Source organism: Microbacterium sp. PRF11 (assembly GCF_031844085.1).
In the GTDB taxonomy this organism is placed as follows: domain Bacteria; phylum Actinomycetota; class Actinomycetes; order Actinomycetales; family Microbacteriaceae; genus Microbacterium.
Genome location: NZ_JAUZUP010000005.1, coordinates 140,255 through 165,504 on the forward strand (window position 1 = coordinate 140,255; position 25,250 = coordinate 165,504).

Annotated in this window: 23 protein-coding genes; 11 read left to right on the forward strand and 12 right to left on the reverse strand. The window is 70.0% G+C overall.

Translation table 11 applies throughout. The features are described from left to right. Positions 1-99: 99 nt before the first annotated feature. The 3 genes from Q9R20_RS14320 to zapE all read right to left on the reverse strand — a co-directional run bounded on the left by Q9R20_RS14320 (position 100) and on the right by zapE (position 3,199). Entirely contained in the window at positions 100-621 is a 522-nt protein-coding gene (locus tag Q9R20_RS14320) for a type II toxin-antitoxin system PemK/MazF family toxin (protein WP_311249961.1), read from the reverse strand. 99 nt (positions 622-720) lie between these two features. Continuing rightward, entirely contained in the window at positions 721-1,995 is a 1,275-nt protein-coding gene (locus Q9R20_RS14325; RefSeq protein ID WP_311249962.1) for an ammonium transporter, read from the reverse strand. A gap of 166 nt (positions 1,996-2,161) precedes the next feature. Next, positions 2,162-3,199: a cell division protein ZapE gene (gene zapE, locus Q9R20_RS14330; RefSeq protein WP_311249963.1), complete on the reverse strand. Its 1,038-nt coding sequence runs from the start codon at positions 3,197-3,199 to the stop codon at positions 2,162-2,164. 118 nt (positions 3,200-3,317) lie between these two features. Here zapE and Q9R20_RS14335 point away from each other — a divergent pair, with 118 nt between their 5' ends. Further along, entirely contained in the window at positions 3,318-4,220 is a 903-nt protein-coding gene (locus tag Q9R20_RS14335; protein ID WP_311249964.1) for a sulfurtransferase, read from the forward strand. 160 nt (positions 4,221-4,380) lie between these two features. Continuing rightward, positions 4,381-4,821: a SufE family protein gene (locus tag Q9R20_RS14340; RefSeq protein ID WP_311249965.1), complete on the forward strand. Its 441-nt coding sequence runs from the start codon at positions 4,381-4,383 to the stop codon at positions 4,819-4,821. A gap of 54 nt (positions 4,822-4,875) precedes the next feature. Here the strand turns inward: Q9R20_RS14340 and Q9R20_RS14345 are convergent, their stop codons facing one another. After that, a complete protein-coding gene (locus tag Q9R20_RS14345) occupies positions 4,876-6,081 on the reverse strand; it encodes an alpha/beta fold hydrolase (RefSeq protein WP_311249966.1) in 1,206 nt (401 codons plus the stop codon). A gap of 25 nt (positions 6,082-6,106) precedes the next feature. Here Q9R20_RS14345 and Q9R20_RS14350 point away from each other — a divergent pair, with 25 nt between their 5' ends. The 4 genes from Q9R20_RS14350 (at position 6,107) to Q9R20_RS14365 (ending at position 11,301) form a co-directional block, all read left to right on the forward strand. Next, positions 6,107-6,697 carry a DUF3000 domain-containing protein gene (locus Q9R20_RS14350; protein ID WP_295837520.1) on the forward strand — a complete coding sequence of 197 codons (591 nt, stop codon included), beginning with the start codon at positions 6,107-6,109 and terminating at the stop codon, positions 6,695-6,697. Further along, on the forward strand, positions 6,690-7,886 hold the full coding sequence (locus tag Q9R20_RS14355) for a ribonuclease D (RefSeq protein WP_311249967.1): 1,197 nt from the start codon (positions 6,690-6,692) through the stop codon (positions 7,884-7,886). The genes Q9R20_RS14350 and Q9R20_RS14355 overlap by 8 nt, the downstream gene beginning before the upstream one ends. Before the next feature lie 71 nt (positions 7,887-7,957). Beyond that, positions 7,958-9,166, forward strand: coding sequence for a thiolase family protein (locus Q9R20_RS14360; RefSeq protein WP_311249968.1), 1,209 nt, complete (start codon positions 7,958-7,960; stop codon positions 9,164-9,166). Beyond that, a complete protein-coding gene (locus Q9R20_RS14365; protein WP_311249969.1) occupies positions 9,163-11,301 on the forward strand; it encodes a 3-hydroxyacyl-CoA dehydrogenase NAD-binding domain-containing protein in 2,139 nt (712 codons plus the stop codon). The genes Q9R20_RS14360 and Q9R20_RS14365 overlap by 4 nt, the downstream gene beginning before the upstream one ends. Positions 11,302-11,377: 76 nt before the next feature. On the opposite strand, the gene dxs is transcribed toward Q9R20_RS14365, so the two are convergent. The 5 genes from dxs to dut form a co-directional block, all read right to left on the reverse strand. Next, positions 11,378-13,327 (reverse strand): 1-deoxy-D-xylulose-5-phosphate synthase, encoded by a 1,950-nt coding sequence (gene dxs / locus Q9R20_RS14370; RefSeq protein WP_311249970.1) that lies wholly within the window; start codon positions 13,325-13,327, stop codon positions 11,378-11,380. A gap of 173 nt (positions 13,328-13,500) precedes the next feature. Next, positions 13,501-16,341, reverse strand: coding sequence for an aconitate hydratase AcnA (acnA, locus tag Q9R20_RS14375; protein ID WP_311249971.1), 2,841 nt, complete (start codon positions 16,339-16,341; stop codon positions 13,501-13,503). 132 nt (positions 16,342-16,473) lie between these two features. Continuing rightward, positions 16,474-17,229: a DUF3159 domain-containing protein gene (locus tag Q9R20_RS14380; RefSeq protein ID WP_311249972.1), complete on the reverse strand. Its 756-nt coding sequence runs from the start codon at positions 17,227-17,229 to the stop codon at positions 16,474-16,476. Continuing rightward, positions 17,226-17,864 (reverse strand): DUF3710 domain-containing protein, encoded by a 639-nt coding sequence (locus Q9R20_RS14385; protein ID WP_295837536.1) that lies wholly within the window; start codon positions 17,862-17,864, stop codon positions 17,226-17,228. The genes Q9R20_RS14380 and Q9R20_RS14385 overlap by 4 nt, the downstream gene beginning before the upstream one ends. Then, positions 17,861-18,316, reverse strand: a complete 456-nt coding sequence (gene dut, locus Q9R20_RS14390) for a dUTP diphosphatase (protein WP_311249973.1) — start codon at positions 18,314-18,316, stop codon at positions 17,861-17,863. Before dut ends, Q9R20_RS14385 begins: the two co-directional genes overlap by 4 nt. Before the next feature lie 12 nt (positions 18,317-18,328). Here dut and Q9R20_RS14395 point away from each other — a divergent pair, with 12 nt between their 5' ends. Further along, positions 18,329-18,820, forward strand: a complete 492-nt coding sequence (locus Q9R20_RS14395) for a DUF3093 domain-containing protein (protein WP_295837540.1) — start codon at positions 18,329-18,331, stop codon at positions 18,818-18,820. Here the strand turns inward: Q9R20_RS14395 and Q9R20_RS14400 are convergent. Beyond that, a complete protein-coding gene (locus Q9R20_RS14400) occupies positions 18,795-19,088 on the reverse strand; it encodes a DUF4193 domain-containing protein (RefSeq protein WP_295837541.1) in 294 nt (97 codons plus the stop codon). The genes Q9R20_RS14395 and Q9R20_RS14400 overlap by 26 nt on opposite strands. A 221-nt stretch (positions 19,089-19,309) precedes the next feature. Here Q9R20_RS14400 and sepH point away from each other — a divergent pair, with 221 nt between their 5' ends. Continuing rightward, positions 19,310-20,335 carry a septation protein SepH gene (gene sepH, locus Q9R20_RS14405; protein WP_311249974.1) on the forward strand — a complete coding sequence of 342 codons (1,026 nt, stop codon included), beginning with the start codon at positions 19,310-19,312 and terminating at the stop codon, positions 20,333-20,335. An 84-nt stretch (positions 20,336-20,419) separates the two neighbouring features. Beyond that, positions 20,420-20,971: a DUF308 domain-containing protein gene (locus tag Q9R20_RS14410; RefSeq protein ID WP_311249975.1), complete on the forward strand. Its 552-nt coding sequence runs from the start codon at positions 20,420-20,422 to the stop codon at positions 20,969-20,971. A gap of 49 nt (positions 20,972-21,020) precedes the next feature. Here the strand turns inward: Q9R20_RS14410 and Q9R20_RS14415 are convergent, their stop codons facing one another. Together Q9R20_RS14415 and Q9R20_RS14420 are read right to left on the reverse strand one after the other, a co-directional pair. Next, positions 21,021-22,991 (reverse strand): S9 family peptidase, encoded by a 1,971-nt coding sequence (locus tag Q9R20_RS14415; protein ID WP_311249976.1) that lies wholly within the window; start codon positions 22,989-22,991, stop codon positions 21,021-21,023. A gap of 2 nt (positions 22,992-22,993) precedes the next feature. Further along, a complete protein-coding gene (locus Q9R20_RS14420; protein ID WP_311249978.1) occupies positions 22,994-23,758 on the reverse strand; it encodes an SDR family oxidoreductase in 765 nt (254 codons plus the stop codon). Between the two features lie 139 nt (positions 23,759-23,897). Between Q9R20_RS14420 and Q9R20_RS14425 the strand changes: the two genes are divergently transcribed. Both Q9R20_RS14425 and Q9R20_RS14430 read left to right on the forward strand, forming a co-directional pair. Further along, complete coding sequence (locus Q9R20_RS14425; protein WP_311249980.1) at positions 23,898-24,710, forward strand: glycerophosphodiester phosphodiesterase family protein; 813 nt, start codon at positions 23,898-23,900, stop codon at positions 24,708-24,710. A 93-nt stretch (positions 24,711-24,803) separates the two neighbouring features. After that, positions 24,804-25,175 (forward strand): RNA polymerase-binding protein RbpA, encoded by a 372-nt coding sequence (locus tag Q9R20_RS14430; RefSeq protein ID WP_295837557.1) that lies wholly within the window; start codon positions 24,804-24,806, stop codon positions 25,173-25,175. The last annotated feature ends 75 nt before the right edge of the window (positions 25,176-25,250 follow it).

A 25,250-nucleotide genomic window follows, 5' to 3' on the forward strand; every position in this document is an offset into this window, starting at 1 on the left:
TCACGCTAATCGCGCGACGAGCGATGCGACACGTTTCGGTCGGCACGATTCACGTAGATGAGAACAATCTCATCCGCGTCTCACGGAACGATGTCGCGCTCAGCGTTTCCAGCCGTAGCGCGCCGCGAGGGCCGCGGCCACCGTGTCGAACCGCGCGCGGTCCAGAGCGGCGGCCTCCCGCCGCATCCCGGCGTCGTGCACGAGGTAGATCTGCTCGATGTCGACCCATGACGGACGCCGCTGCGGATCCCACTCCCCCGTACCCAGGGCGAGGTATTGGCGGTCCCCGTCGTGCGGCTTGCTGGTCAGACGCACGGCGTAGGAGCGGGCGGCATCCGCCCTGCCGATGACGAGGACGGGACGATCCTTGCCGCGGCCGTCGCGCTCCTCGTACGGCACCCAGGTCCACACGATCTCGCCTCCGTCGGGGGCGTTGTCGCGCTGGGGCGCGTACGACATCGTCATCCGCCGCGGAGGGGCGATCTCGACGGTCGCCGACTCCGTGGAGGCCACCGAGCGCGTGGGGGTCGCCCGAGCGGCACGAGGAGCCGGCGCGGGCGCGCTGGACGTGCGGAACACGCCCAGCAGAGCCGACACGAGGCGAGAGGTCGTTCTTCCCATACCGACACCTAAGCACGCGGCCCCGGTCGCAGCCGTCAGCGCACGCGGAACGGGGCGCCACCGACGAATCGGTGACGCCCCGTCCGGGGTGAGGCGGTGTCAGCCGCGCACGTCCGAGAGCACGTAGCCCTCCTCGCCGTGCACGACGGTGTCGATACCGGCGATCTCGTCCTCGTTCTTCACGCGGAAGCCGATCGTCTTCTCGATCGCGAAACCGATGACGAAGGCGAGCACGAAGGAGTAGGCGAGGACCGCGAAGGCCGCGATCGCCTGGACCAGCAGCTGGTTGATCGAGCCGCTGTAGATGAGGCCCGTGCCGTTGGCGAAGAAGCCGAGGTACAGCGTTCCGATGAGACCACCGACGAGGTGGATGCCGACCACGTCGAGCGAGTCGTCGAAGCCGAGCTTGAACTTCAGCTCGATGGCCAGGGCGCAGACGGCACCGGCGACGAGGCCGAGGACGATGGCCCAGAAGGGCGTCAGCGAGGCGCACGCCGGGGTGATGGCGACGAGACCGGCGACGGCACCCGAGGCGGCACCGACCGAGGTGGGCTTGCCGTCCTTGACCTTCTCGACGATCAGCCAGGCGAGAAGGGCGGCGGCGGGAGCCGCGATCGTGTTGACGAATGCGAGGGCGGCGGTGCCGTCGGCAGCCAGCTCGGAACCGGCGTTGAAGCCGAACCAGCCGAACCACAGCAGGCCCGCGCCGAGCAGGACGAACGGCGGGTTGTGGGGGACGTGGGCGCCCTTCTGGAAGCCGACGCGCTTGCCGAGGACGAGCGCCAGGGCGAGGGCTGCGGCACCGGCGTTGATGTGCACCGCGGTACCACCGGCGAAGTCGATCGCGCCGACACCGAAGACGTCCTGCATGCCGTGCGTGATCCAGCCGCCGTAGGCGAAGGAGGCGTCATCGGCGAGGCCGAAGTTGAACACCCAGCTCGCGACCGGGAAGTAGACGACCGTGGCCCAGATGGCTGCGAAGATCATCCATGCGCCGAACTTGGCGCGGTCGGCGATGGCACCCGACACCAGCGCGACGGTGATGATGGCGAAGGTGGCCTGGAACGCGACGAACGCGAGCGGCGGGTAAGCGGCACCTTCGGGGGTCTCGAGCACGCCGGCCAGGCTGAGGTTGCTGAAGTCGATCGCCCAGGGGAACTGGGTGGTCCCCTCAGCGGTGGTGGGGAACGCGATCGCGTAGCCGTAGAGCACCCAGAGGACGCCCATCAGGCCCATCGCGCCGAAGCTCATCATCATCATGCTGATGACGCTCTTGGCCTTGACGAGACCGCCGTAGAAGAACGCGAGTCCTGGCGTCATGAGCAGCACGAGGGCGGCTGCTATCAGGATGAATGCGGTGTTGCCTTGATCCATCTCGAGGAAACCTCTCTGCAGGGACGCAGGTGTAGCGTCGGGTCCCCTCAGTGTTCCCAGCCCCGGTTTCGTCCTCCGTTCGCCTCGTGTTTCCGAACGGTTACAGCACGTGCCCCCAGGTAAACATCGCGTTTCACGCGAATGGGAGCCGCGTATGCGCCTGCTGTCAGGAGTGCGTCAGCGCGACCAGGCGCGAGACCGCGCGCAGGTACTTCTTCCGGTACCCGCCGCCGAGCATCTCGTCGCTGAACACCGTGTTCAGCGGCACGCCGGTCGCGCGGATGGGGATCTGCGCGTCGTAGGCACGGTCGACGAAGGCGACCAGGCGCAGGGCCGCCGACTGATCGTGCAGCACCTGCACGTCGCGCAGGCCGATCACGTCGACCCCGTCGATGAGACGGATGAAGCGGGAGGGGTGCACGCGAGCCAGATGGCCCACGAGGTCGGAGAAGGCGTCATCGGATGCCACCGCGCCCGAGGCCGCGGCATCCATCGCCTCGCGGTACCCCTCGTCGGACAGCACCTTCGCCTCTCCGTCGATCGCGCGCTGACGGAAGTCCGTGCCGTCGATGCGGATCGTCCGGAAGCTGTCGGCCATCGACTGGATCTCGCGTAGGAAGTCCTGCGCGGCGAAGCGTCCTTCTCCGAGGGCGTTCGGCGGGGTGTTCGAGGTCGCGGCCAATCGAGTCCCGGATGCCACGAGCTCGCCCAGCAGGCGGGTCATCACCATGGTGTCGCCCGGGTCGTCGAGCTCGAACTCGTCGATGCACAGCAGGTCGGATCCGCGGAACAGCTCGACGGCCTTGGCGTAGCCCAGCACCCCCACGAGAGCGGTGTATTCGATGAAGGAACCGAAGTACTTCCGGCGGGCGGGCATCGCGTGATAGATCGCGGCGAGGAGGTGGGTCTTGCCGACACCGAAGCCGCCGTCGAGGTAGACGCCGGGCTTGACCGGGGCGACCTTCTCGGCGCGCCGGAAGAAGCCGCCCTTCTTCACCGGCGCCGACTGCTTCCCGGCGAAGGCCTGGAGCAGCTCCTTCGCCTCCTGCTGCGAGGGGTAGGCGTCGTCGGCGCGGTAGGACGCGAACGTCGCCCCGTCGAACTGGGGCGGCGGCACGAGGGCGTTGACCATGTCGGCACCCGAGACCGCGGGCTCGCGGTCGATGAGGTGGATGAGGCCGGTCGTGGCGGGAGTGGAGGTCATGGCCGTCCTGAGTCCAAGTCTTACGGGAGGGGTGCGTGCCCCACGCCGCGGATCTAGGGTCGATGGTGCGGTGTCCACCTTATGCCGCCCCATGCATCGCCTTGACCGAGGAGTACCCGTGACCGTCGAGCTCGACAAAACCTCCCCCAAGTTCGCCGAGTACGCCGAGCCCGGCCGGCTCGTCACGGGTGAATGGCTCGAACAGCGTCTGGGCCAGAAGGGCCTCGTCGTCGTCGAGTCCGACGAGGACGTGCTGCTCTACGAGACGGGCCACATCCCCGGCGCCGTCAAGGTCGACTGGCACACCGAGCTCAACGACCCCGTCGTGCGCGACTATGTCGACGGCGAGGGCTTCGCGAAGCTCCTGAGCCGCAAGGGCATCTCCCGCGACGACACCGTCGTCATCTACGGCGACAAGAACAACTGGTGGGCCGCCTACGCCCTGTGGGTGTTCTCGCTCTTCGGACACGACGACGTGCGCCTGCTCGACGGCGGCCGCGACAAGTGGATCGCCGAGGGGCGCCCGCTCACCACCGACAAGACCGAGGTCGAGCCCACCGACTACCCCGTCGTGGAGCGCGACGACAGCCTCATCCGCGCCTACAAGGAGGACGTCCTCGCCCACCTCGGCAACCCCCTGATCGACGTGCGCTCCCCCGAGGAGTACTCGGGCGAGCGCACCACCGCCCCGGCCTACCCCGAAGAGGGGGCTCTCCGCGCCGGCCACATCCCGAGCGCCCAGAGCGTCCCGTGGGGCAAGGCCGTGGCCGAGGACGGCGGCTTCAAGTCGCGCGCGGAGCTGGATGCCATCTACCGCGACGGCGCCGGACTGGCCGATGGCGACAAGATTGTGGCGTACTGCCGCATCGGTGAGCGTTCGAGCCACACCTGGTTCGTGCTGAAGCACCTGCTCGGCTTCGACGACGTCCGCAACTACGACGGCTCGTGGACCGAGTGGGGCAGCGCCGTGCGCGTGCCGATCGTGTCGGGCTCGGAGCCGGGCGAGGTCCCCGGCCGCTGATCGCGACCGGGAGCGCAGCCCGCCGAGATCACACGATCCGCACGAGCGCACACGATCGACTGCGCGTCGTCCGTGTCATCTCGAACCGATCGTGTGATCTCGCCCGAGGGGCGCCCGCGTTCCGGGCCGGCCGGTGCACGGGCGTGGGAGGATGACGGTGATGTCCGACAACGCCCTCCCCGCCCGCCTCGCCGAGATCCGCGACGAGTTCCTCGAGCTCGATGAGCCCGACCGCCTGCAGCTGTTGCTGGAGTTATCGCAGGAGCTGCCCGAGGTGCCAGCCGAGTTCGCCGACCACCCCGAACTGAGCGAGCGGGTGGCCGAGTGCCAGTCGCCCGTCTTCATCATCGTCACGGTCGACGACGACGATCGAGTGGCGATGCATGCGACGGCACCGGCGGAGGCCCCGACCACGCGCGGGTTCGCGAGCATCCTCTCGCAGGGGCTCACGGGGCTCACGGCCGACGAGATGCTGTCGGTCCCCGATGACTTCCCGCAAAGCATCGGCCTGACCCGGGCCGTCAGCCCGCTCCGCATCGCGGGCATGACGGGCATGCTCATGCGGGCCAAGCGCCAAGTGCGCCAGAAGCGCGCCGCCTGAGGCCGCGGCATCCGGACCGCTCCGAGAGGATCGGCCCGACGAACCGCCGACGGATCAGTCGCGGGTGAGCCCCCGGGCGCGCACCCACTCGCGGATGGCGCCCGCCCAGCGGGTCTCGTCATAGTTCCACAGCTTCGTGTGGCGGGCCACCTCGAAAGTCTCCATCGTGACGAGGTCGGGACGCGCCCCGGCGAGAGCGTGCGAGGCGTCGGAGGGGACGAATCCGTCGTCGTCGCTGTGCAGGATGAGGATCGGATGCCGAAGCTCCGCCGCCCGCGCGACCCCGTCGAGGCGGTCGAGCGGGATCGGTTCGCCACTGCGCAGCACCGTGGCTCCCCACGGCGTCCGGATCGCGGACTGCGCGAGAGCGATCACGGGGGCGGGCAGACGCAGCATCCGTCCTTGGAAACGCAGCACCGTGCGCCAGTCGACCACCGGGGACTCCAGGACGAGACCGGCGATGACATCGGCGTGAGACGACTCGAACGCCGCCTGCAGGGCGAGCGCCCCGCCCATAGACCACCCCATGACGACGACGTGGCGGGCGCCCTGGCGCCGGGCGTAGCCGATCGCCGCGTCCAGGTCGCGCCACTCCGTCGCTCCGAGGGCGTAGGTACCCGAGGGGCTGCGGGGCGCGTCCCCGTCGTTGCGGTACGAGACGACGAGGCTCGTGATACCCAGATCGTGGAACACCGGCACCGCTCTCAGCGCCTCCGCCCGCGTCGTGCCGCGCCCGTGGACCTGGATGACCCAGACGTCGGTGTCGGCTTCGGCCGGGAACTCCCACGCCGGGCAGGGACCGACGTCGGTGGTGATGTCCACCGCCTCCATCGGGAGGTGGAGCTGCTCCGGACGGTCGTAGTACCAGCCGCTGAACGCCGCCTCGGGGGCGAGGTCGCCGTCGGCGGGCACGTGCGTGAGGAGCTTGCGGGTCACCGTGGCCTCGTCGGAGCCGACGACCGCGCCCAGACGCAGATAGTCCGCGGAGCCCACCGTGAACAGACCGTAGCGGCCGGGGAGGACGGTGTCGGGCGTGCGCTCGAGCGTGATCGTCTGGGCCGCGGCGTCGAGGCGGACGATCCGCGTGTCGGGCACGCGACCCGCGGGCCGGACCACGGTGCGTGCAACGCGCAACGACACGGCCCCGAGGGCTCCCGCCGAAGCGGCGAGGGCGAGACTCAAGGACGAGAGGGCGATGCCGAGACCGGTGGTGCGGCGGCGCGAGGCGCGGGGACCCGCGGCGCGCCTGGAAGCGTTCATCGAGGCCTCACTCTAGTCTGTGGACGTGAGTGAGCATCGCCCGTCGGAGGCCGCCAGCCCCTTCGCACGAGCAGCCGACGAGCTGCGCGCCACCACGTTCCGTGCCGATCTGGTCGTTCGCGAGATCCCCTCTCCCGCGGGGCTCGCACCGTTCTCGCTCGCCCTCGCCGGCGACGTGCGCCCCGAGGAGCACGCGACCGATTCGCCCTTCGGCACCGGCCGGTTCATCCTCCTGCACGATCCCGAGCAGCCCGAGCCGTGGGGCGGCGCCTGGCGCATCGTCTGCTTCGCCCAGGCCCCGCTCGAGCCCGAGATCGGGGTCGACCCCCTCCTCGCCGAGGTGGCCTGGTCGTGGCTCATCGACGCCCTGGACTCCCGCGGCGCCGAGCGCCACTCGGAGTCGGGCACGGCCACCAAGACGCTCTCCACCGGCTTCGGCGCCCTCGCGTCGCAGGGCGAGGGATCGCAGATCGAACTTCGCGCGTCATGGTCGCCGCGCGGTCCTTTCCGCCCGCACCTCGAGGCGTGGGCGGAGCTCGTGTGCATGCTCGCCGGTCTCCCCCCGGGGTCGGAGGGCGTCGCTGTTCTCGGAGCCCGGAGGCCTACGCGTGGTTGAGTACATCGTCATCGAGGATGCCGCCGGACTGAGCGCCGCGTGCGAGACCCTGGCCGCCGGCACCGGTCCCGTCGCGGTCGACGTCGAGCGCGCCTCCGGGTTCCGCTACTCGCAACGGGCCTACCTCATCCAGGTGTTCCGTCGGGAAGCGGGGGTGTTCCTCTTCGACCCGTCCACGATCGAGGACTTCGCGCCCCTGCAGGCGGCGATCGGCGGGGTCGAGTGGGTGTTCCACGCGGCGAGCCAGGATCTGCCGTCCCTGCGCGAGCGCGGGCTCGAGCCGCCGTCGATCTTCGACACCGAGCTGGGTTCGCGCCTCCTCGGGCATGAGCGCGTCGGTCTCGGCGCCGTCGTCGAGCAGACCCTCGGCATCACCCTGGCCAAGGCGCACTCGGCAGCGGACTGGTCGACCCGTCCGCTGCCGGCATCCTGGCTCGAATACGCCGCCCTCGACGTCGAGCACCTCATCGATGTGCGCGACGTGCTCGACGCCGAACTGACCGAGCAGGGCAAGACCGAGATCGCGCGGCAGGAGTTCCAGGCCGTGCTCGACCGGGAACCCAAGCCGCCGCGCGACGATCCCTGGCGCCGACTGAGCGGCCTGCACAGCGTGCGCGGTCGTCGATCTCTCGCCGTCGCCCGGTCGTTGTGGCAGGCGCGGGAGGACTACGCCCGCGAGCAGGACGTCGCTCCGGGCCGTCTCGTGCCCGATCGCGCCCTCGTCGCCGCCGTGCTCGCCGATCCCGCGAGCAAGCAGGCGCTCGCGGGCGTCAAGGAGTTCAACGGACGGGCCAGCCGCACCCAGCTGGACCGCTGGTGGAACGCGATCGTCGCCGGGCGCGAGTCGACGGACCTTCCCGCCGACCGCGTTCCCAGCGACACCCTCCCTCCGCCGCGCGCGTGGGCAGATCGCAATCCCGAGGCCGACCGGCGCCTGAAGAAGGCGCGACCGGCGGTTGAGGCGCGCGCGGAGGAACTCCGGATGCCGACGGAGAACCTGCTCACCCCGGAGACGCTGCGCCGGGTGGCGTGGAATCCGCCGGCCGAGGTGTCCACGCAGTCGGTCGGAGCAGCTCTGGCGGAGCTCGGCGCGCGCCCCTGGCAGATTGACCAGACCGCACAGGTGATCGCCGATAGCTTTGTAGCTTCCCTCAACGCGGATGAAGACGGGTCTGCCACGGATTCGTAGGTTCGGACAACCGATTCCGCGGGCCGCGACGCTCTTCCTAGGCTGGGGACATCCCAAACTATGGAGGCAGAGTGGCCGAGATGACGGACGTCTTCTTCGTCGACGGAATGCGCACCCCCTTCGGGCGCGCCGGCGAGAAGGGCATGTACTGGAACACCCGCGCCGACGACCTGGTGGTCAAGGCGATCATCGGGTTGATGGAGCGCAACGGCGACGTGCCGAAGGACCGGATCGACGACGTGGCGATCGCCGCGACGTCGCAGACCGGTGACCAGGGCCTGACCCTCGGGCGCACGGCGGCGATCCTCGCGGGTCTGCCGATGACCGTCCCCGGCCTGGCGATCGAGCGCATGTGCGCCGGCGCCATGACGAGCGTCACCACGATGGGCGCCTCGATCGGCGTCGGCATGTACGACCTCGCCCTCGCCGGCGGCGTCGAGCACATGGGTCGGCACCCCATCGGCGGCAACGTCGACCCCAATCCCCGTTTCGTGGCCGAGAAGCTCGTCGACCCGGGCGCGCTCAACATGGGTGTGACCGCCGAGCGCATCCACGATCGGTTCCCGCACCTCACGAAGGAACGCTCCGACCGGTACGGCGCCGCGAGCCAGCACAAGGTGCAGGCCGCCTACGAGGCCGGCAAGATCCAGCCCGACCTCGTGCCCGTCGCCGTGAAGGACGCCGAGGGCGCCTGGGGTCTCGCCACCGAAGACGAGGGGCGTCGTCCCGAGACCACGGTGGAGGGTCTCGCGACGCTGAAGACCCCGTTCCGTCCCCACGGTCGCGTGACCGCCGGCACCTCGTCGCCTCTGACGGACGGCGCGACCATCAGCCTGCTGGCCGGCGCCGACGCCGTGAAGGAGTTCGGCCTCCAGCCGAAGATGCGCATGGTCTCGTTCGCCTTCGCCGGCGTCGAGCCCGAGATCATGGGTATCGGCCCGATCCCCTCGACCGAGAAGGCGCTGAAGAAGGCCGGTCTGACGATCGACGACATCGGTCTGTTCGAACTCAACGAGGCCTTCGCCATCCAGGTGATCTCGTTGCTCGATCACTTCGGCATCGCCGACGACGACCCGCGCGTGAACCCCTGGGGCGGCGCCATCGCCCTCGGCCACCCGCTCGCGGCATCCGGAGTCCGTCTCATGATCCAGCTGGCCGCGCAGTTCGCCGAGCGTCCCGACGTGCGCTACGGCCTCACCGCCATGTGCGTGGGCCTCGGCCAGGGCGGCTCGGTCATCTGGGAGAACCCTTTCTTCGACGGAAAGAAGAAGCGCAAGTGACCGACTACTCGACCATCGATTTCTCGCCCCTCGACGCCCTCACCGGCGACGAGGTCGTCACCCACTCCCCCGTCCGTGATGTGCGCCTGCCCTCGGGCAACGTGCTCGCGCTGATCACGCTGGACAACGGACGCGATCACACGCGCCCGAACACGCTCGGGCCGGCGACGCTCGCCGAGCTCGGGCAGACGCTCGAGACGCTGAGGACACGCGCCGCCGCGGGCGAGATCCACGCCGTCGCGATCACCGGCAAGCAGTACATTCTCGCGGCCGGCGCTGACCTGTCCGACGTGGCGAAGCTGCCGTCGAAAGAGGTCGCGCGGCTCATCGCCCAGCGCGGGCACCAGGTCATCGGTTCGCTGTCCGAGCTCGGTGTGCCCTCGTTCGCCTTCGTGAACGGCCTCGCCCTCGGCGGCGGCCTCGAGATCGCGCTGAACTCGACCTACCGCACGGTCGACGCCTCGGCCGCGGCGATCGCCCTGCCCGAGGTGTTCCTCGGCATCATCCCCGGCTGGGGTGGCGCCTACCTGCTGCCGAACCTGATCGGCATCGAGAACGCGCTCGAAGTCGTCATCTCGAATCCGCTCAAGCAGAACCGCATGCTCAAGCCGCAGCAGGCGTTCGACCTCGGGATCATGGATGCCATCTTCCCCGCGGCCAGCTACCTCGAGGACTCGCTGCGGTGGGCCGACGGCGTGCTCACGGGCCGGGTGCGCGTCGAGCGCAAGAACGAGCCCGGCAAGCTCGAGCGCCTCACCAAGTGGCCCATCGCGATCAAGATGGCCCGCGGCATGCTCGAGTCCAAGATCGGCACCGTGCCCCGCTCCCCCTACGTCGCGCTCGATCTGCTCGACAAGGCCAAGAGCGGCACGAAGGCCGAGGGGTTCGCCCGCGAAGACGAGGCGCTGGCCGAGCTCATCACGGGCGACCAGTTCGCGGCATCCATGTACGCTTTCGATCTCGTGCAGAAGCGCGCCAAGCGTCCGGTCGGGGCCCCCGACAAGGCGCTCGCGAAGAAGGTCACCAAGGTCGGCGTCATCGGCGCCGGGCTCATGGCCTCGCAGTTCGCTCTGCTGTTCGTGCGGAAGCTGCGGGTCCCGGTGATCATCACCGACCTCGATCAAGGTCGCGTCGACAAGGGTGTGGCATCCATCCGCGACGAGATCGGCAAGCTCGAGGCCAAGGGGCGCCTCGACGGCGACACCGCCAACCAGCTGCGCGCCCTCGTGCACGGCACCACCGACCGTTCGGAGTTCGCGGACTGCGACTTCGTCATCGAGGCCGTGTTCGAAGAGGTCGGCGTGAAGCAGGAGGTGTTCTCGGCCATCGAGAAGATCGTGGCGGACGATGCGATCCTCGCCACCAACACCTCGTCGCTCTCGGTCGCCGAGATCGGCTCGGTGCTGCAGAACCCGGAGCGCCTGGTCGGCTTCCACTTCTTCAACCCGGTCGCGGTCATGCCGCTCATCGAGGTCGTGAAGACGGATGCCACCTCCGACGCGGCGCTGTCCACCGCCTTCGTCGTCGCCAAGGGCCTCGGCAAGAACGCGGTGCTCACCGCCGATGCCCCCGGTTTCGTCGTGAACCGCCTTCTGGCGAAGGTCATGGGCGAGGCGGCGCGGACCGTGTACGAGGGCACCCCGATCGCGGTCGTGGAGAAGGCGTTCGCGCCGCTCGGTCTTCCGATGGGGCCGTTCCAGCTCATCGACCTGGTGGGCTGGAAGGTCGCGGCGCACGTGCAGGACACGATGGCGCATGCGTTCCCCGAGCGGTTCTTCTCGTCGGAGAACTTCCACGAGCTCGCTGCTCTCCCCGAGGTCGTCGAGAAGGACAAGGGCGGCCGGGTGACCGGTTGGACGAAGGCCGCGCAGAAGGTCCTTATCACCGGAAAGACGCCGGTCGCGCCCGAGACGATCCTCGCCCGCGTGCAGGACGGCCTCGCGCAGGAGATCAAGATCATGCTCGACGAGGGCGTGGTCCCCGAGGTGCAGGACATCGACTTGTGCCTCATCCTCGGCGCCGGCTGGCCCTTCATCGACGGTGGGGCCTCGCCCTACCTCGACCGCGAGGGGGCGTCCGAGCGCGCCTTCGGCGACACGTTCCACCACCCGCCCATCCGCGGCATCGGAGCCTGACGCTCCGGACACGACAGCGGCGCCATCCCCGAGGGGGCGGCGCCGCTGTAGTGTGCGGGGGTCGCGTGTCACCGGCTCAGGGCCGCGATTTCTCCCACTCGTCGATCGTGGGGATCGACCCGGTCGGCGTCTGCCGGGCGACCGGGATGCGGGTGCCGAGCACCTGCGCCACCACATCATGGGCGATCTTGGACGCCGTGAGACCGGCATCCTCCAGGATCTGCTCGCGCGTCGCGTGGTCGATGAACTCGTCGGGGATGCCGAGCTCGTCGACGGCCGTGTCGACACCGGCCTCGCGCAGCACCTGCCGCACACGCGTGCCGACCCCGCCGACACGGATGCCGTCTTCGATCGTGATGACCAGGCGGTGCTCGCGAGCCAGGTCGATGACCGACGGCTGGACGGGGATCGCCCAGCGCGGGTCGATGACCGTCGCACCGATGCCCTGGGCCCGGAGGCGCTCGGCGACCTCCATCGCGAGGTGCACCATCGGACCGATGCCCACCAGCAGCACGTCGTCGCCGCCGCCGCGGGCGAGCACGTCGACCCCGTCGGGCAGGCGTTCGATCGCCTCGACGTCGGCGGGCACCTTGCCCTTGGGGTAGCGCACGACGGTCGGCGCGTCTTCGATGGCCGTCGCCTCGCGGAACTCCTCGCGCAGGCGAGCGGCGTCGCGGGGCGCGGCGATCCGGATGCCGGGGACGAGCTGCAGCATCGCGAGGTCCCAGATGCCGTGGTGACTGGGCCCGTCGGGACCCGTGACGCCGGCGCGGTCGAGGACGAACGTGACGCCCGCCTTGTGCAGGGCGACGTCCATCATGACCTGGTCGAAGGCCCGGTTCATGAAGGTGGCGTAGATCGCCACGACCGGGTGCAGACCCCCGAAGGCGAGGCCGGCCGCGGACGCGACGGCGTGCTGCTCGGCGATGCCGACGTCGTACACGCGCTCGGGGAAGCGCTCCGCGAACTGCTGCAGACCCGTGGGGCGCAGCATCGCGGCCGTCATGGCGATGACGTCGTCGCGTTCGGCGCCGACCGCTGCGAGTTCCTCGGCGAAGACGTCGGTCCACTGCAGACCGCCGCCCGCGCCGAGGGCCTCGCCCGTGATCGGGTCGATCTTGCCCACCGCGTGGAACTGGTCGGCCTCGTCGCTCATGGCCGGGGCGTAGCCGCTGCCTTTGTCGGTGATGGCGTGCACGATCACGGGCGCGCCGTAGGACTTGGCGAGCTCGAGCGTCTCGATGAGCGACTCGAAGTCGTGCCCGTCGATGGGGCCGAGGTACTTGATGTCGAGGTTGCTGTAGAGCGCCTCGTTGTTGGTGAAGCGCGAGAGGAAGCCGTGGGTACCGCCGCGGACTCCGCGGTAGACGGCCCGTGCGGCCGGTCCCAGCCGGCGGAACAACGTGTCCGAGCCCCGGTGCAGGGTGCGGTAGGCCTCGTTGGTGCGGACCCGGTTGAGGTAGCGCGCCATGCCGCCGATCGTCGGTGCGTAGGAGCGGCCGTTGTCGTTGACGACGATGACGAGGTTGCGGTCGTTGTCGTCGCTGATGTTGTTGAGCGCCTCCCACGTCATCCCGCCGGTCAGCGCGCCGTCGCCGACGATCGCGACGACGTGCCGGTCACGCCGCCCCGTACGGCTGAACGCGCGCGAGACGCCGTCGGCCCAGCTGAGGGAGCTCGAAGCGTGCGAGGACTCGACGACGTCGTGCTCGCTCTCGGAACGCTGCGGGTAGCCGGCGAGCCCGCCGCGCGAGCGCAGGAGGGAGAAGTCCTGACGGCCCGTGAGCATCTTGTGCACGTACGACTGGTGACCGGTGTCGAAGATGATGGGGTCCGACGGGGAGTCGAACACTTTGTGCAACGCGATCGTCAGCTCGACCACGCCGAGGTTCGGGCCGAGGTGCCCGCCGGTGCGGGCGACGTTCTCGACCAGGAACGAACGGACCTCGGCGGCGAGCTGACGCAGCTGTTCGGGCGTCAGACCGTCGAGGTCGCGGGGTCCGTGGATGCCGGGTAGGAGAGCCATACGACTCCTCTCGTGGTTGCGCGCGGTGGCGCGCGTACGGGTCGATTCTAGTCTCGGGGGCCGGCGCAGGCCCGGCAACGGCTTGCGGTCGGGGGCGATCGGTGGTCACGCCCGCCACCACGCACGAGCGCCCGCCCCGACGGATCGGGACGGGCGCTCGATACAGCGGTGCGTCAGACCAGCGAACGCAGCACGTACTGCAGGATGCCGCCGTTGCGGTAGTAGTCGGCCTCACCGGGGGTGTCGATGCGGACCACGGCGTCGAACGTGACGGTCTGCTTGCCCTCGGGCGAGAACTCGCTCGGCTCCGCGGTGACCTTCACGGTCTTCGGCGTGACGCCCTCGTTGAGCTGCTCCAGGCCCTCGATCGAAACGATCTCGGTGCCGTCGAGGCCCAGCGACTTCCAGCTCTCGCCGGCGGGGAACTGCAGGGGCACGACGCCCATCCCGATGAGGTTGGAGCGGTGGATGCGCTCGAAGCTCTCGGTGATGACCGCCTTGACGCCGAGGAGGTTCGTTCCCTTGGCCGCCCAGTCGCGCGACGAGCCGGAGCCGTACTCCTTGCCGCCGAAGATTACCAGCGGGGTGCCCTGCGCCTGGTAGTTCTGGCTCGCGTCGAAGATGTACGACTGCGGGCCACCCTCCTGGGTGAAGTCGCGCGTGAAGCCGCCCTCGACGACCGTGCCGTCGTTGACGGCCGCGGTGAGCTCGTTCTTCAGACGGATGTTCGCGAACGTGCCGCGGATCATGACCTCGTGGTTGCCGCGGCGCGAGCCGTAGGAGTTGAAGTCCTTCTGCGCGACGCCGTGCTCGGTGAGGTACTGCGCGGCCGGGGTGCCGGCCTTGATGTTTCCGGCGGGGCTGATGTGATCGGTCGTGACCGAGTCGCCCAGCGTCGCCATGACGCGCGCGCCGGTGATGTCGCGCACCGCGTCGGGCTGCATCGTCATGCCGTCGAAGTAGGGGGCCTTCCGCACGTAGGTGGAATCGGCATCCCACTCGAAGACCGGACCGGTCGGGGTGGGCAGGTTCTTCCAGCGCTCGTCGCCCTCGAAGACGGTGGCGTACTGCTGGATGAACTGCTCGCGCGAGATCGACGCGTCGATGATGGTCTGCACCTGGTCGGGCGCGGGCCAGATGTCCTTCAGGAAGACGTCGTCGCCGTTCTGGTCCTTGCCCAGGGCGTCGGTCTCGAAGTCGAAGTTCATCGAACCGGCGAGAGCGTACGCGACCACCAGCGGCGGGGACGCCAGGTAGTTCATCTTCACGTCGGGGCTGATGCGGCCCTCGAAGTTGCGGTTGCCCGAGAGGACCGCCGTGACGGCGAGGTCGTTCTCGTTGATGGCCTCGGAGACCTCTTCGATGAGCGGACCCGAGTTGCCGATGCAGATCGTGCAGCCGTAGCCGACGGTGTAGAAGTCGAGGCCCTCGAGCGCCTTGTCGAGGCCGGACTTCTCGTAGTAGTCGGTGACGACCTTCGAACCGGGGCCGAGCGTCGTCTTGACCCACGGCTTGCGCTTCAGGCCCTTGTCGACGGCGTTCTTGGCGAGCAGGCCCGCCGCGATCATGACCGAGGGGTTGGAGGTGTTGGTGCACGAGGTGATCGCCGCGAGGGTGACCGCACCGTTGTCGAGCAGGTACGACTGACCGTCGGGCGTGGTGACCTTGACCGGGTTCGACGCGTTGGCGGGGTGACCCGACGAGATCAGGACCTCGCTCTCGGTGACGTCTTCGTGCTCTTCGCCGGGGACCGAGCCCGGGTCGGATGCCGGGAAGGTGCCGTCGACCTCGAGGTCGACGATCGAGTCGGACACCGAGGCGCCGGCGTAGTTGAGGATGTCCTTCTCGAACTGGTTCTTGGCGTCGGACAGCAGGATGCGGTCCTGCGGGCGCTTGGGGCCGGCGATCGAGGGGACGACCGTTCCGAGGTCGAGCTCCATGTACTCGCTGAAGACGAGCTCGCGGTCGGGGTCGTGCCAGAGCTTCTGCTCCTTGGCGTAGGCCTCGACGAGGGCGACGGTCTGCTCGTCGCGGCCGGTCAGGCGCAGGTAGTCGAGCGTGACGTCGTCGATGGGGAACATCGCGGCGGTCGAGCCGAACTCGGGGCTCATGTTGCCGATGGTGGCGCGGTTGGCCAGGGGCACGGAGGCGACGCCTTCGCCGTAGAACTCGACGAACTTGCCGACGACGCCGTGCTTGCGCAGCATGTCGGTGATGGTGAGGACCACGTCGGTCGCGGTGACGCCGGCGGGGATCTCGCCCGACAGCTTGAAGCCGACGACGCGCGGGATCAGCATCGACACGGGCTGGCCGAGCATGGCGGCCTCGGCCTCGATGCCGCCGACGCCCCAGCCGAGCACGCCCAGTCCGTTGACCATGGTGGTGTGCGAGTCGGTGCCGACGCAGGTGTCGGGGTAGGCGCGCAGAACGCCGTCGACCGAGCGGTCGTAGACGACCTTCGCCAGGTGCTCGATGTTGACCTGGTGCACGATGCCGGTTCCCGGGGGGACGACCTTGAAGTCGTCGAACGCCGTCTGGCCCCAGCGGAGGAACTGGTACCGCTCGCCGTTGCGCTCGTACTCGATCTCGACGTTGCGCTCGAGGGCGTTCTCGCTGCCGAAGAGGTCGGCGATGACCGAGTGGTCGATGACCATCTCGGCGGGCGAGAGCGGGTTGATCTTGTTGGGGTCGCCGCCCAGAGCGGTGACGGCCTCACGCATGGTGGCGAGGTCGACGATGCAGGGCACACCGGTGAAGTCCTGCATGACCACGCGCGCGGGCGTGAACTGGATCTCGGTGTCGGGGTCGGCCGTGGGGACCCACGAGCCGAGCGCCTCGATCTGCTCCTTGGTGACGTTGGCGCCGTCTTCCGTGCGCAGCAGGTTCTCGAGCAGCACCTTGAGGCTGAAGGGGAGCTTCTCGTGACCGGCGACCGTGTCGATACGGAAGATCTCGTAGTCGGTGCTGCCGACCGTCAGGGTGCTCTTGGCACCGAAGCTGTCAACCGTGGACACGATCGTCTCCTTCGTCGGCGAATGCGCAGGCGTGGGCCCGCTCTTTCCATCTTCCCCGCGCTGCGAGACCGTTTCCAGGAAGGTCGACCTAACCGCGAAGGGGGACGGATTTATCTTGATGTCAAGATAATATCAGGACTCGCGCCGGGGGTGGAGAGCTCGCACGACGAGCCACGTCACAGCGAGCATCGGCGCGAACAACGGCAGGCCCATGACGATCTTCAGCGTGCCGAGCGCGGTGACGTCACCAGCGAAGTACAGCGGTAGCTGGACGATGAGGCGAGCCGCGAACAGCGCGGCCCACGCGATCGACAACCACGTGTAGGCGCGACGCTTGCGGCGGTCCGCGCGCCAGCGCGTCCCCTCGCCCAGCAGGTACCCGGCGGCGAGACCGATCAGCGGCCAGCCGACGAGCGCCGAGACGAGGAAGGCCGTGCCGTAGGCGCCGTTGGTGAAGAAGCCGAGCACGAAGTTGTCCTGGCCGCGTCCGGTCACCAGCGCGAGGACGGCCGCTCCGACCGTGGCCAGCAGTCCGCCGATCGCCGCACTCGGCGGAGATTTCGCCACGAGCCGCGCGACGGTGAACACCGCGGCCAGCCCGACCGACACACCGAGGCTCAGCGGCAGATTGCCCTGTCGCGTCTCGGGATCGACGGTGAGGGTGAACAGCACGACGAACGCCACCGAGGGCAGCACCGACTCCAGGATGCCGCGCACCCCACCCATCGCCGACCACACGGCCGCGCCGGTCGTGGTGTGCTTCGACGGGTCGAGGCCGGCGCGACGCGCGGCGTTGCCGAGCGCCGCACTGACGGACTCCGCGGCGGACGGCGGCTCGAGGGGGACGCGGTCGGCGTCCCGCGCGTCTCGCGTCGCGTCGTCGCTCATGCCGTGCCGGGGGTCGACGGCATCCGGAGAGGGATCAGGTCGCGCGGCGGCATCGGCGACGAACCGCGCACGACGACGATCGAGCGGAAGAGGTCTTCGACCGCGGCCGCGGCCTCGATGTCGGAGGTCGCCGCGCCGCCGACCACTCCGCGAAGGAACCAGCGGGGGCCGTCGACACCGACGAAACGCGCGAGTCGCTTGCCCGCTCCATCGGCTCCGGCCACGGGCACCTCCGCGAGGAGCTCGGGACCGAGGGGCCCCTCGCGCTCTTCGACGCGTCCGCCCTGCTGCTTGACCTGCTGGCGGATCTGATCGCGGGTCTCCTCCCACAGGCCGCTCGTGCGCGGAGCTGCGAAGGGCTGGACCTGCAGGGTGGAGTCGGCGTAGTCGAGACCGACGGCGACGATGCGCTGCGTCTGCTCCTCGACCTCGAGGCGCAGGTTCAGGCCCTCGCGCGGGAGGATCTTGATGCCGCCGAGATCGATGTAGGGGCGAACCGGGTTGGCCTCGGCCTCGTCGAAGGGACCGGTGGTGTCGCGGTCGGCCGGCGCGCTCTTCGCGGGCGGTGCGGCCACGACCGCGGCCTCATCGGCCTCGTCGGTCTCGGGCGTGGTCTGCGACGCGTCGTCTGTCATCGGGTGCTCCCTTGCAGGGTCTGGTATCCGCTCGATCCGAAGCCGCCTTCGCCGCGCACGCTGTCGGGGAGTTCGTCGACGGGGACGAATCGCACGCGCGGAACGGGCATCACGATGAGCTGGGCGATGCGGTCTCCGACCGCGATGTCGTAGGCGTGGTCGAGGTCGGTGTTGAGCAACGCGACCTTGATCTCACCGCGGTAACCGGCGTCGATCGTCCCGGGCGCGTTGACGATGGTGATGCCGTGCTTGGCGGCCAGACCGCTGCGCGGGACCACGAAAGCGGCGTATCCCTCGGGAAGCGCGATGCGCACGCCGGTGGACACCAGCGCGCGCCGACCCGGCTCGAGCCGGACGGCCTCGGCGGAGGTGAGGTCGGCTCCGGCGTCGCCGGGGTGGGCGAAGACCGGGGGCTCGGATGCGACAATGAGGACGTCCACCGTTTCGGTCACCCCACGAGGGTAATGCAGAAGAGGGGGTGCGGCATCCGCACCGCAGCCGACTACCGCGAACGTCTCAGCCCGTCGCTGTGGGCGCTCGTCGCCGCCGCCGTGTGCGGGCCGATGGCCGCCGTCGTCTTCTCTCCGCTGGACACCACCCTCGCCCTCTTCATCGGGCTCGTGGTGTCTCTGGCGATCGTGATCGGGCTCCTGGCCGTCTCCCCCGTGGTCGAGGTGCGCGCGGGCGAGCTGCGAGCCGGGAGGGCGCACATCCCGGTGGAGTTCCTGGGCGATCCCGTCGGCGTCGTCGCCGAGGAGGCCCGTACCGCCCGCGGGAGTGGTCTCGACCGGCGGGCATGGCATGTCATCCGGGGTGGGATCGACGGCGTCGTCACAATTCCCGTGACCGATCCCGACGATCCGACCCCGTCCTGGGTGGTGTCCACCCGCACGCCGGATCGCCTCGTCGCGGCGATCCAGCGCGCTCAGGTCAGGCTGCGCACTCCAGGCAGATGAAGCCGGTGCCGCTCTCCTCGGCGATCTGGGAGCGGTGCTTCACGAGGAAGCAGTTCATGCAGGTGAACTCGTCCTCCTGAGCGGGGAGCACGACGACGTCGAGCTCGATGTCGGAGAGGTCGGCGCCGGGCAGTTCGAAGCCCGAGGGGTTGTCGGCATCCTCGTTGTCGATCGACCCCGACGTCTTGTCGGGCACGCGCTCCTTGAGGGCCTCGATCGACTCGCTGTCGTCCTCGGTCTTGCGCGGTGCGTCGTAATCGGTTGCCATGCGTGCAGGTCTCAACTTCCGGAATTCGTGGTGCTGTGCCCCATCGGGTGCCCGATCGGGCGGCCATAGTTTGCATGACGCGTCCTCGATAAGCAAATGCTCGTGCGGATGCGTGCGTGCCTGGCGGGACGGGAAACTCGCGGCACGCCCGCGATATTCCCGGATGCCGGCCCGGCGCGTGTGAGCATGGGCTCTGACCGCAGATCGGAGGGGTGTTTCGCATGGAACAGCTCAAAGTCATCGGAACCGAGGATGACGTCCTCGTCGTGGCGACTCAGGCGGGCGAACGCTTCGCCCTCGCTCTCGACGAGGTGCTGCGCGCGGAAGCGCGCCGTGCGCGTCGGGACCGCGAGGACGACGACCGGGCACCGCGCCCCAGCCCTCGAGAGATCCAGGCGCACATTCGTGCCGGTCTGTCCGCACGCGAGGTGGCGTCGCTGCTGAACGCGCGCGTAGAGGACGTGGAGCGCTTCGAACGCCCCGTCCTGGCCGAGCGCGAGCACATCGTCGACCAGGCCCTGGCCGTGCCCGTCCTGCTCGGCGGCACGCTCGAACACGACGCCCCCATCACCTTCGGCGCCGCCGTGCGCGCCAAGCTCGGCGAGGCGGGCGCCTCGGCCGAGCGCTGGACGAGCTGGAAAGAGAGCTCGGGCTGGATGATCAAGCTCGAGTTCACCGCGAACGGGATCGAGCACGACGCGCGGTGGGGCTTCGACCCGCGTCGCAGCAGCCTCTCTCCGCAGAACGCCGACGCGATCCAGCTGTCGAGACAGGGCTCTCTTCCCGAGGGGCTCATCCCTCGTCTGCGCGCCCTCGACAATGTGCAGAAGGACGACTCTCGCTTCGACAGCGGAGCCTTCGGTCCCCGTCGCATCGACATCGACGACGAACCCGGGGTCGAGGCCACGGGCCCGGTGGCCGCGGCCGTCCAGGCTGCCGCGATCAAGCGCGCCCCCGACGCTCCCGTGACCTCCGCAGAGACGGCCGACCTCCTCGAGGCGCTCCGTCGGCGCCGCGGGCAGCGCGAGCCGTTGCCCGGAGCGACCGAGGTCGAGCCCGAGCCGCGCCCCGCCGGTCCCCCCGTGTCGCTGTTCGATGCGGCCGAGCCCGCTCCCGCGGACGAGACGCCCGAGCCGCGGAGCGAGAACGAGCGCGGACCGGCCGACCCCGGTCGTCGCACCAAGGGCCGCCCGTCGATGCCGTCGTGGGACGAGATCGTGTTCGGGGCGCGCTCGGACGAGAGCTGAGCCCGCGCGACGGGGCCGTCGCGCGACCTCACCCTCGGGTCTAGGGTGAGCGTTGTTCACAGCAACCGCTCAGAAAGGCTCGCCATGTCGTCCTCGTCCACGACGAATCCCGCGATCACCGCCGTGCGCACCGCCCTCGGTGTGAGCGGAGCCCTCTCCCTCGTCATCGGCCTGCTCATCCTCATCTGGCCCGGCCGCACCGCCGAGGTCGCCGTCGGCATCATCGCGGTCTACGTGATCATCGCCGGCCTGGTGAACCTCGGCATTGGTGTCTTCTGGCGCTCCGGCTGGGCTCGCATCGGACACCTGGTACTCGGCGTGCTCTTCATCGTCGCCGGCGTGTTCTCGTTCGCGAACCTGTCGGCCACCACGGCCTGGTTGGGCGTGTTCATCGGCACTCTTGTCGGCATCCTGTGGATCGTCGAGGGCGTCGTCTCGCTCACGACCGCCGGTCACGCCTCGAAGGCCCGCGCCTGGACGATCTTCTTCGCGATCGTCAGCATCGTCGCGGGCGTCATCCTGCTCTTCTCGCCGTTGCTGGGCGCCGTGACGCTGTTCCTCCTCATCGGCATCTCGTTGATCGTCCTCGGCGTCTTCCAGATCGTCCGCGCGATCCAGTTCGGCAGAGCCGTGTGACCATGAAGACGAGGGGCCCGGATGCCATGGCATCCGGGCCCCTCGTCCGTCACCGTGCGGGCAGGTGACGACTCCACCACTCGAGGACCGCGTCGAAGCGCTGCACGCGGTGCTGCGGTCGGCCCGCCCGTGTGAGCTCGTGATCCTCGCCGGGGAAGATGAGCATCTCGGCCTCGACGCCGTTGGTCCGCAGGGCCGCGTAGTACCGCGTGGCCTGATCCAGCGGACAGCGGTGGTCCAGCTCCGAGTGCAGCACGAGCGTCGGGGTCTGGACCTGGTCGACGACGGCCATCGGGCTCTGGGCCGCGACGAGCAGCGGGTCGGTGCCCACGTACTCCTGACCGAAGAACGAGCCGATGTCGCTCGACCCGGGGAAGGCCGCGGGATCGAGGAAGCCGCGCTCGACGATCGCACCCGCGAAGCGACGGTCGTGCGCGATGACCCAGGCGGTCATGTATCCGCCGTACGAGCCGCCCATGATCCCCACCCGGTCGCCGTCGAGGCGAGCGTCGGCGGCGACGACGCCGTCGAAGAAGTCCATGACGTCGAAGAAGTCGAGGGTCCCCATGCGCCGACGGATCGAGCGCCCGTGCGCGCGGCCGTACCCGGCGCTCCCCCGCGGGTTGCTGTAGACCACGGCGTACCCGGCCTCGACGAGCACCTGCGTCTCATCGAAGAGGTGCACGCCGTACGAGGCGTAGGGCCCGCCGTGGATCTGCAGGATGACGGGGAACGGCCCCTCGCCCGCGGGCGTCGCGACCCAGCCGTGCACGGGGTATCCGTCGCGGCCGGCGATCTCGTGCTCGACCGGCACGACGATGCCCGCCTCCCGTGCCGCGGCACCGAACGTCGTGAGCGCGCGCACCTCGGCCCCGTCGACCACGACGAGCTCGCCGAAGGACTCGGGAGAGGCGACGGATGCCACGACCCGGCCCCGCGCGACCGCGTGTCCCGATATCTCGAGGTCGCCGCCCAGCACCTCGCCCACCCGGCCGTCGCGCGACACGCGCAACAGTCGGAGCCGTCCGCGGGTGCGATCCTGCACGAGCACGTCGTCGCCGTCGAACGACAGGTGGCTACCGACCTCGCCGAGGTCGATCGTCTCGGGGTCGGTGAGGAGGCGGGGGCCGTCGGCGTCGAGCACGAAGAGCGCGACACCGGGAGCGACGAAGTCGGTGCCGTCGTCGCCCACGTCGTTCGCGAGCACGAACACGGCCCCGTCGGGAGCCACGTCCACCGTCGCGACCGACAGGTTCTCGGCGACGCTGAGCACCTCGCGCTGCTCACCGCTGTCGACGGAGATCGCGACGACCCGGTCGCGCAGGTCGCGGCGGGCGGTCTCGATCACGTCGGGAACGCTCAGCAGTTCGGCACCGTCGGTCGTCCAGACCACGCCGTTCCAGCTCGTGTCGCCGTGCGTGAGCTGCGCGGCGGGCTCGGGCACGACGCGCCGCTCGGGAGCATCGAGGCCGGGGACCGGCTCGTAGAAGGGCTCCGCGTCGGTGGGGGGCGCGTCGACGACGAACACCTGCGCGGGCCGATCGAGGTAACCGAGACCGTTCGCGTGCCACCGGATGCCGGTGATCCGGCGCGGCGGCTCGGCCGCGGCATCCCGGCCCTCGACGGTGCCGTACCGCCCCGGTTCCGGAACGCGCGCGGTGAAGGCGAGACGCGAGCCGTCGGGCGACCACGCGAGAGCGGTCACTCCCCCGGGCTGATCGGTGACCTGCACGGGCTCGCCGCCGTGAGCGGCGACGACGAACACCTGCGCGCGGCCCTTCGCGTCGTCGCGCAGGAAGGCGACGGTCCTGTCGTCGGGCGACAGCCGCGGAGAGCGGTCGGCCGTCCCGCGCGTGATGCGCCGCGGCGACCCGGCGGGGAGCTCGACCCGCCACAGCTGACCGACGGCGCGGTCGGCGGCGAGATCGGGGCGCGAGGTCGCGAAGACCGCGAACGCGCCCGTGGCGGCGATCGAGGGCCGACCGACCCCGATCAGTGTCTGGATGTCGGTCGGCCGCATGATCACTCGCCCCCGAACGAACCCGTGTCTCCGACGAGGCGGGTGTTGTCGGCGGGGACCGGGTCGACCGCCGCGCGGGCGACCTCGGCGGCGAACTCCGAGACGTTGTAGAGCTTGCCGGCGTCTTCGCGGCGGGCGGAGATGGCGCCGGGGTTCGCACGCTCCAGGAGGGTCGCCGTGATGGTGCCCTCGATCATGTCGCCCGAGACGACGGTGAAGCCGATGCCGCGCCCCTCGAGGGCCGGGATCTTCTCGCGCAGCGCGTCTTCGCCAGCGCGCTTGGACAGGGCGACCGGCTCGTACTCGGGCATGGTCGGGGTGGTGCGGATGAAGTGCGCCTGGTGGCTGGTGACGAAGACCACGCGCGCGTCGTCCTTCATCAGGGGCAGGGCCGTCTCGAGCACGTTGACCTGCGCGTCGCGGTTCAGCACGAGCGCGTAGTCCTCGGCCATGCCCGACTCCATGCCGCCCGAGGCGTTCAGGACGAGGATGTCGAGGCCGCCGAAGGTGCGCTCGACCTCGCCGAACATCGCCGTCACCGACTCGGGATCGGTGAGATCCGCCCCCACGACGAGGGCCTCGACGCCGAGCTCGCGCAGCTGCGCGGCGAGCTTCTCGGCGCGGGGCGCCTTGTTGCGGAAGTTGATGACGACGTTCGCGCCGGCCTCGGCGAAGTACCGGACGGTGTCGGCACCGATTCCGCGCGACGAACCGGTGACGAGGGCGGTCTTGCCGCTCAGGGAGCCGGACGGGAGGGTCTGGGACACGGGAGTTCTCCTGACGAGATCGAAACGGGGGCGCCGCGGCGCACACGAACCAGCCTACCGATGGGGTCCGCCCCGGCCCGGCCCCGCACGGAGGACACGGCGACCCCGCGTGCTACGTTCACGAGCGGAGGCCCCGATCATGAACGCAACGCCCGCAACGCGGCATCCGTACCTCTCCGGGCCCGCTCCGCGCGTGCTCGCGCACCGCGGACTGGTGACGCCGGACGCCGCGGCCCAGGGCGTCGCCGAGAACTCCTTCGCCGCGGTCGCCGCAGCACACGCCGCGGGTGCGGTCTACGTCGAGTCCGACTGCCACCTGACCGCCGACGGCGAGGTCGTGCTCTTCCACGACGACGATCTGCAGCGCGTCGCCGACGACCCGCGCAGGATCGCCGACGTGCGCCTGCACGAGCTGGAGGAACTGATGTCGGAGCGCGGCGGACTCGTCACCCTCGCCCAGGCGCTCGAGGCCTTCCCCGACGTGCGCTTCAACCTCGACGTGAAGGCGGCGGCCGCGGCGGAGGGCGTGGGGCGCATCGTCGCCCCGCACGCCGAACGAGTGCTGGTCACCAGCTTCTCGGACGAACGGCGCCGGGCGGCCCTGTCCGCCGCGCGCGCCGCCGGCGCGGTCCGATCCCCCGCGACGTCTCCCGGGTCGGGGACCGTGGCGCGGCTCCTGGCCGCGCGCGCCCTGCGGCAGAGCCGCCGGGTCGCCGCGCTTCTGAACGGCCTCGACGCCCTCCAGGTCCCCGAACGGCAGGGCCCGATCCGCGTGGTGACCGCGGGGCTCATCCGCGACGCGCACGCGGCCGGTGTCGAGGTCCACGTGTGGACCGTCAACGCCGTCGAGGACATGGATCGACTGCTCGATCTGGGCGTCGACGCCCTCGTCACCGACCACTGCGACCTCGCTCTCACCCGAGTGAACAGACGGGGAACGACAGCTGTCTGAGCATCCTCTGTGAAAGGCGCCGAGACGCGCGGAGTTCGAATAAAGCGCACAGGTCGGAGCGTTATACATGGTGACCGACGAGAGGACCACACAATGGCAGACCGCAGTCTCCGCGGCATCCGACTCGGCGCCCAGAGCCTCCAGAGCGAAGACGGCGTCGTGTTCCACGACCGTGCACAGCACACCTACACCTGCAGCACCTGCGGACGCGACACCGTCCTGACCTTCGCCGCCGACGCGGAGGTCCCCGACGCCTGGGAGTGCCGTACCTGCGGTGCAGAAGCACTGCTCCGGATCGGCGACGGCACCGCGACCGTCGACCACAGCGCCGACAAGGCCGCTCGCACCCACTGGGACATGCTGCTCGAGCGCCGCACCATCCCCGAGCTCGAGGAGCTGCTCGAGGAGCGCCTCGCCTTCGTCCGCGCCCGTCGTGGCGCCGGCGGCGAGAAGCTCAGCGCCTGACGCCCCCCTCACGACGAAGACGCCGGTTCCCGCACGGGGCCGGCGTCTTCGTCGTCACCACCCGTCGCGGGCGAT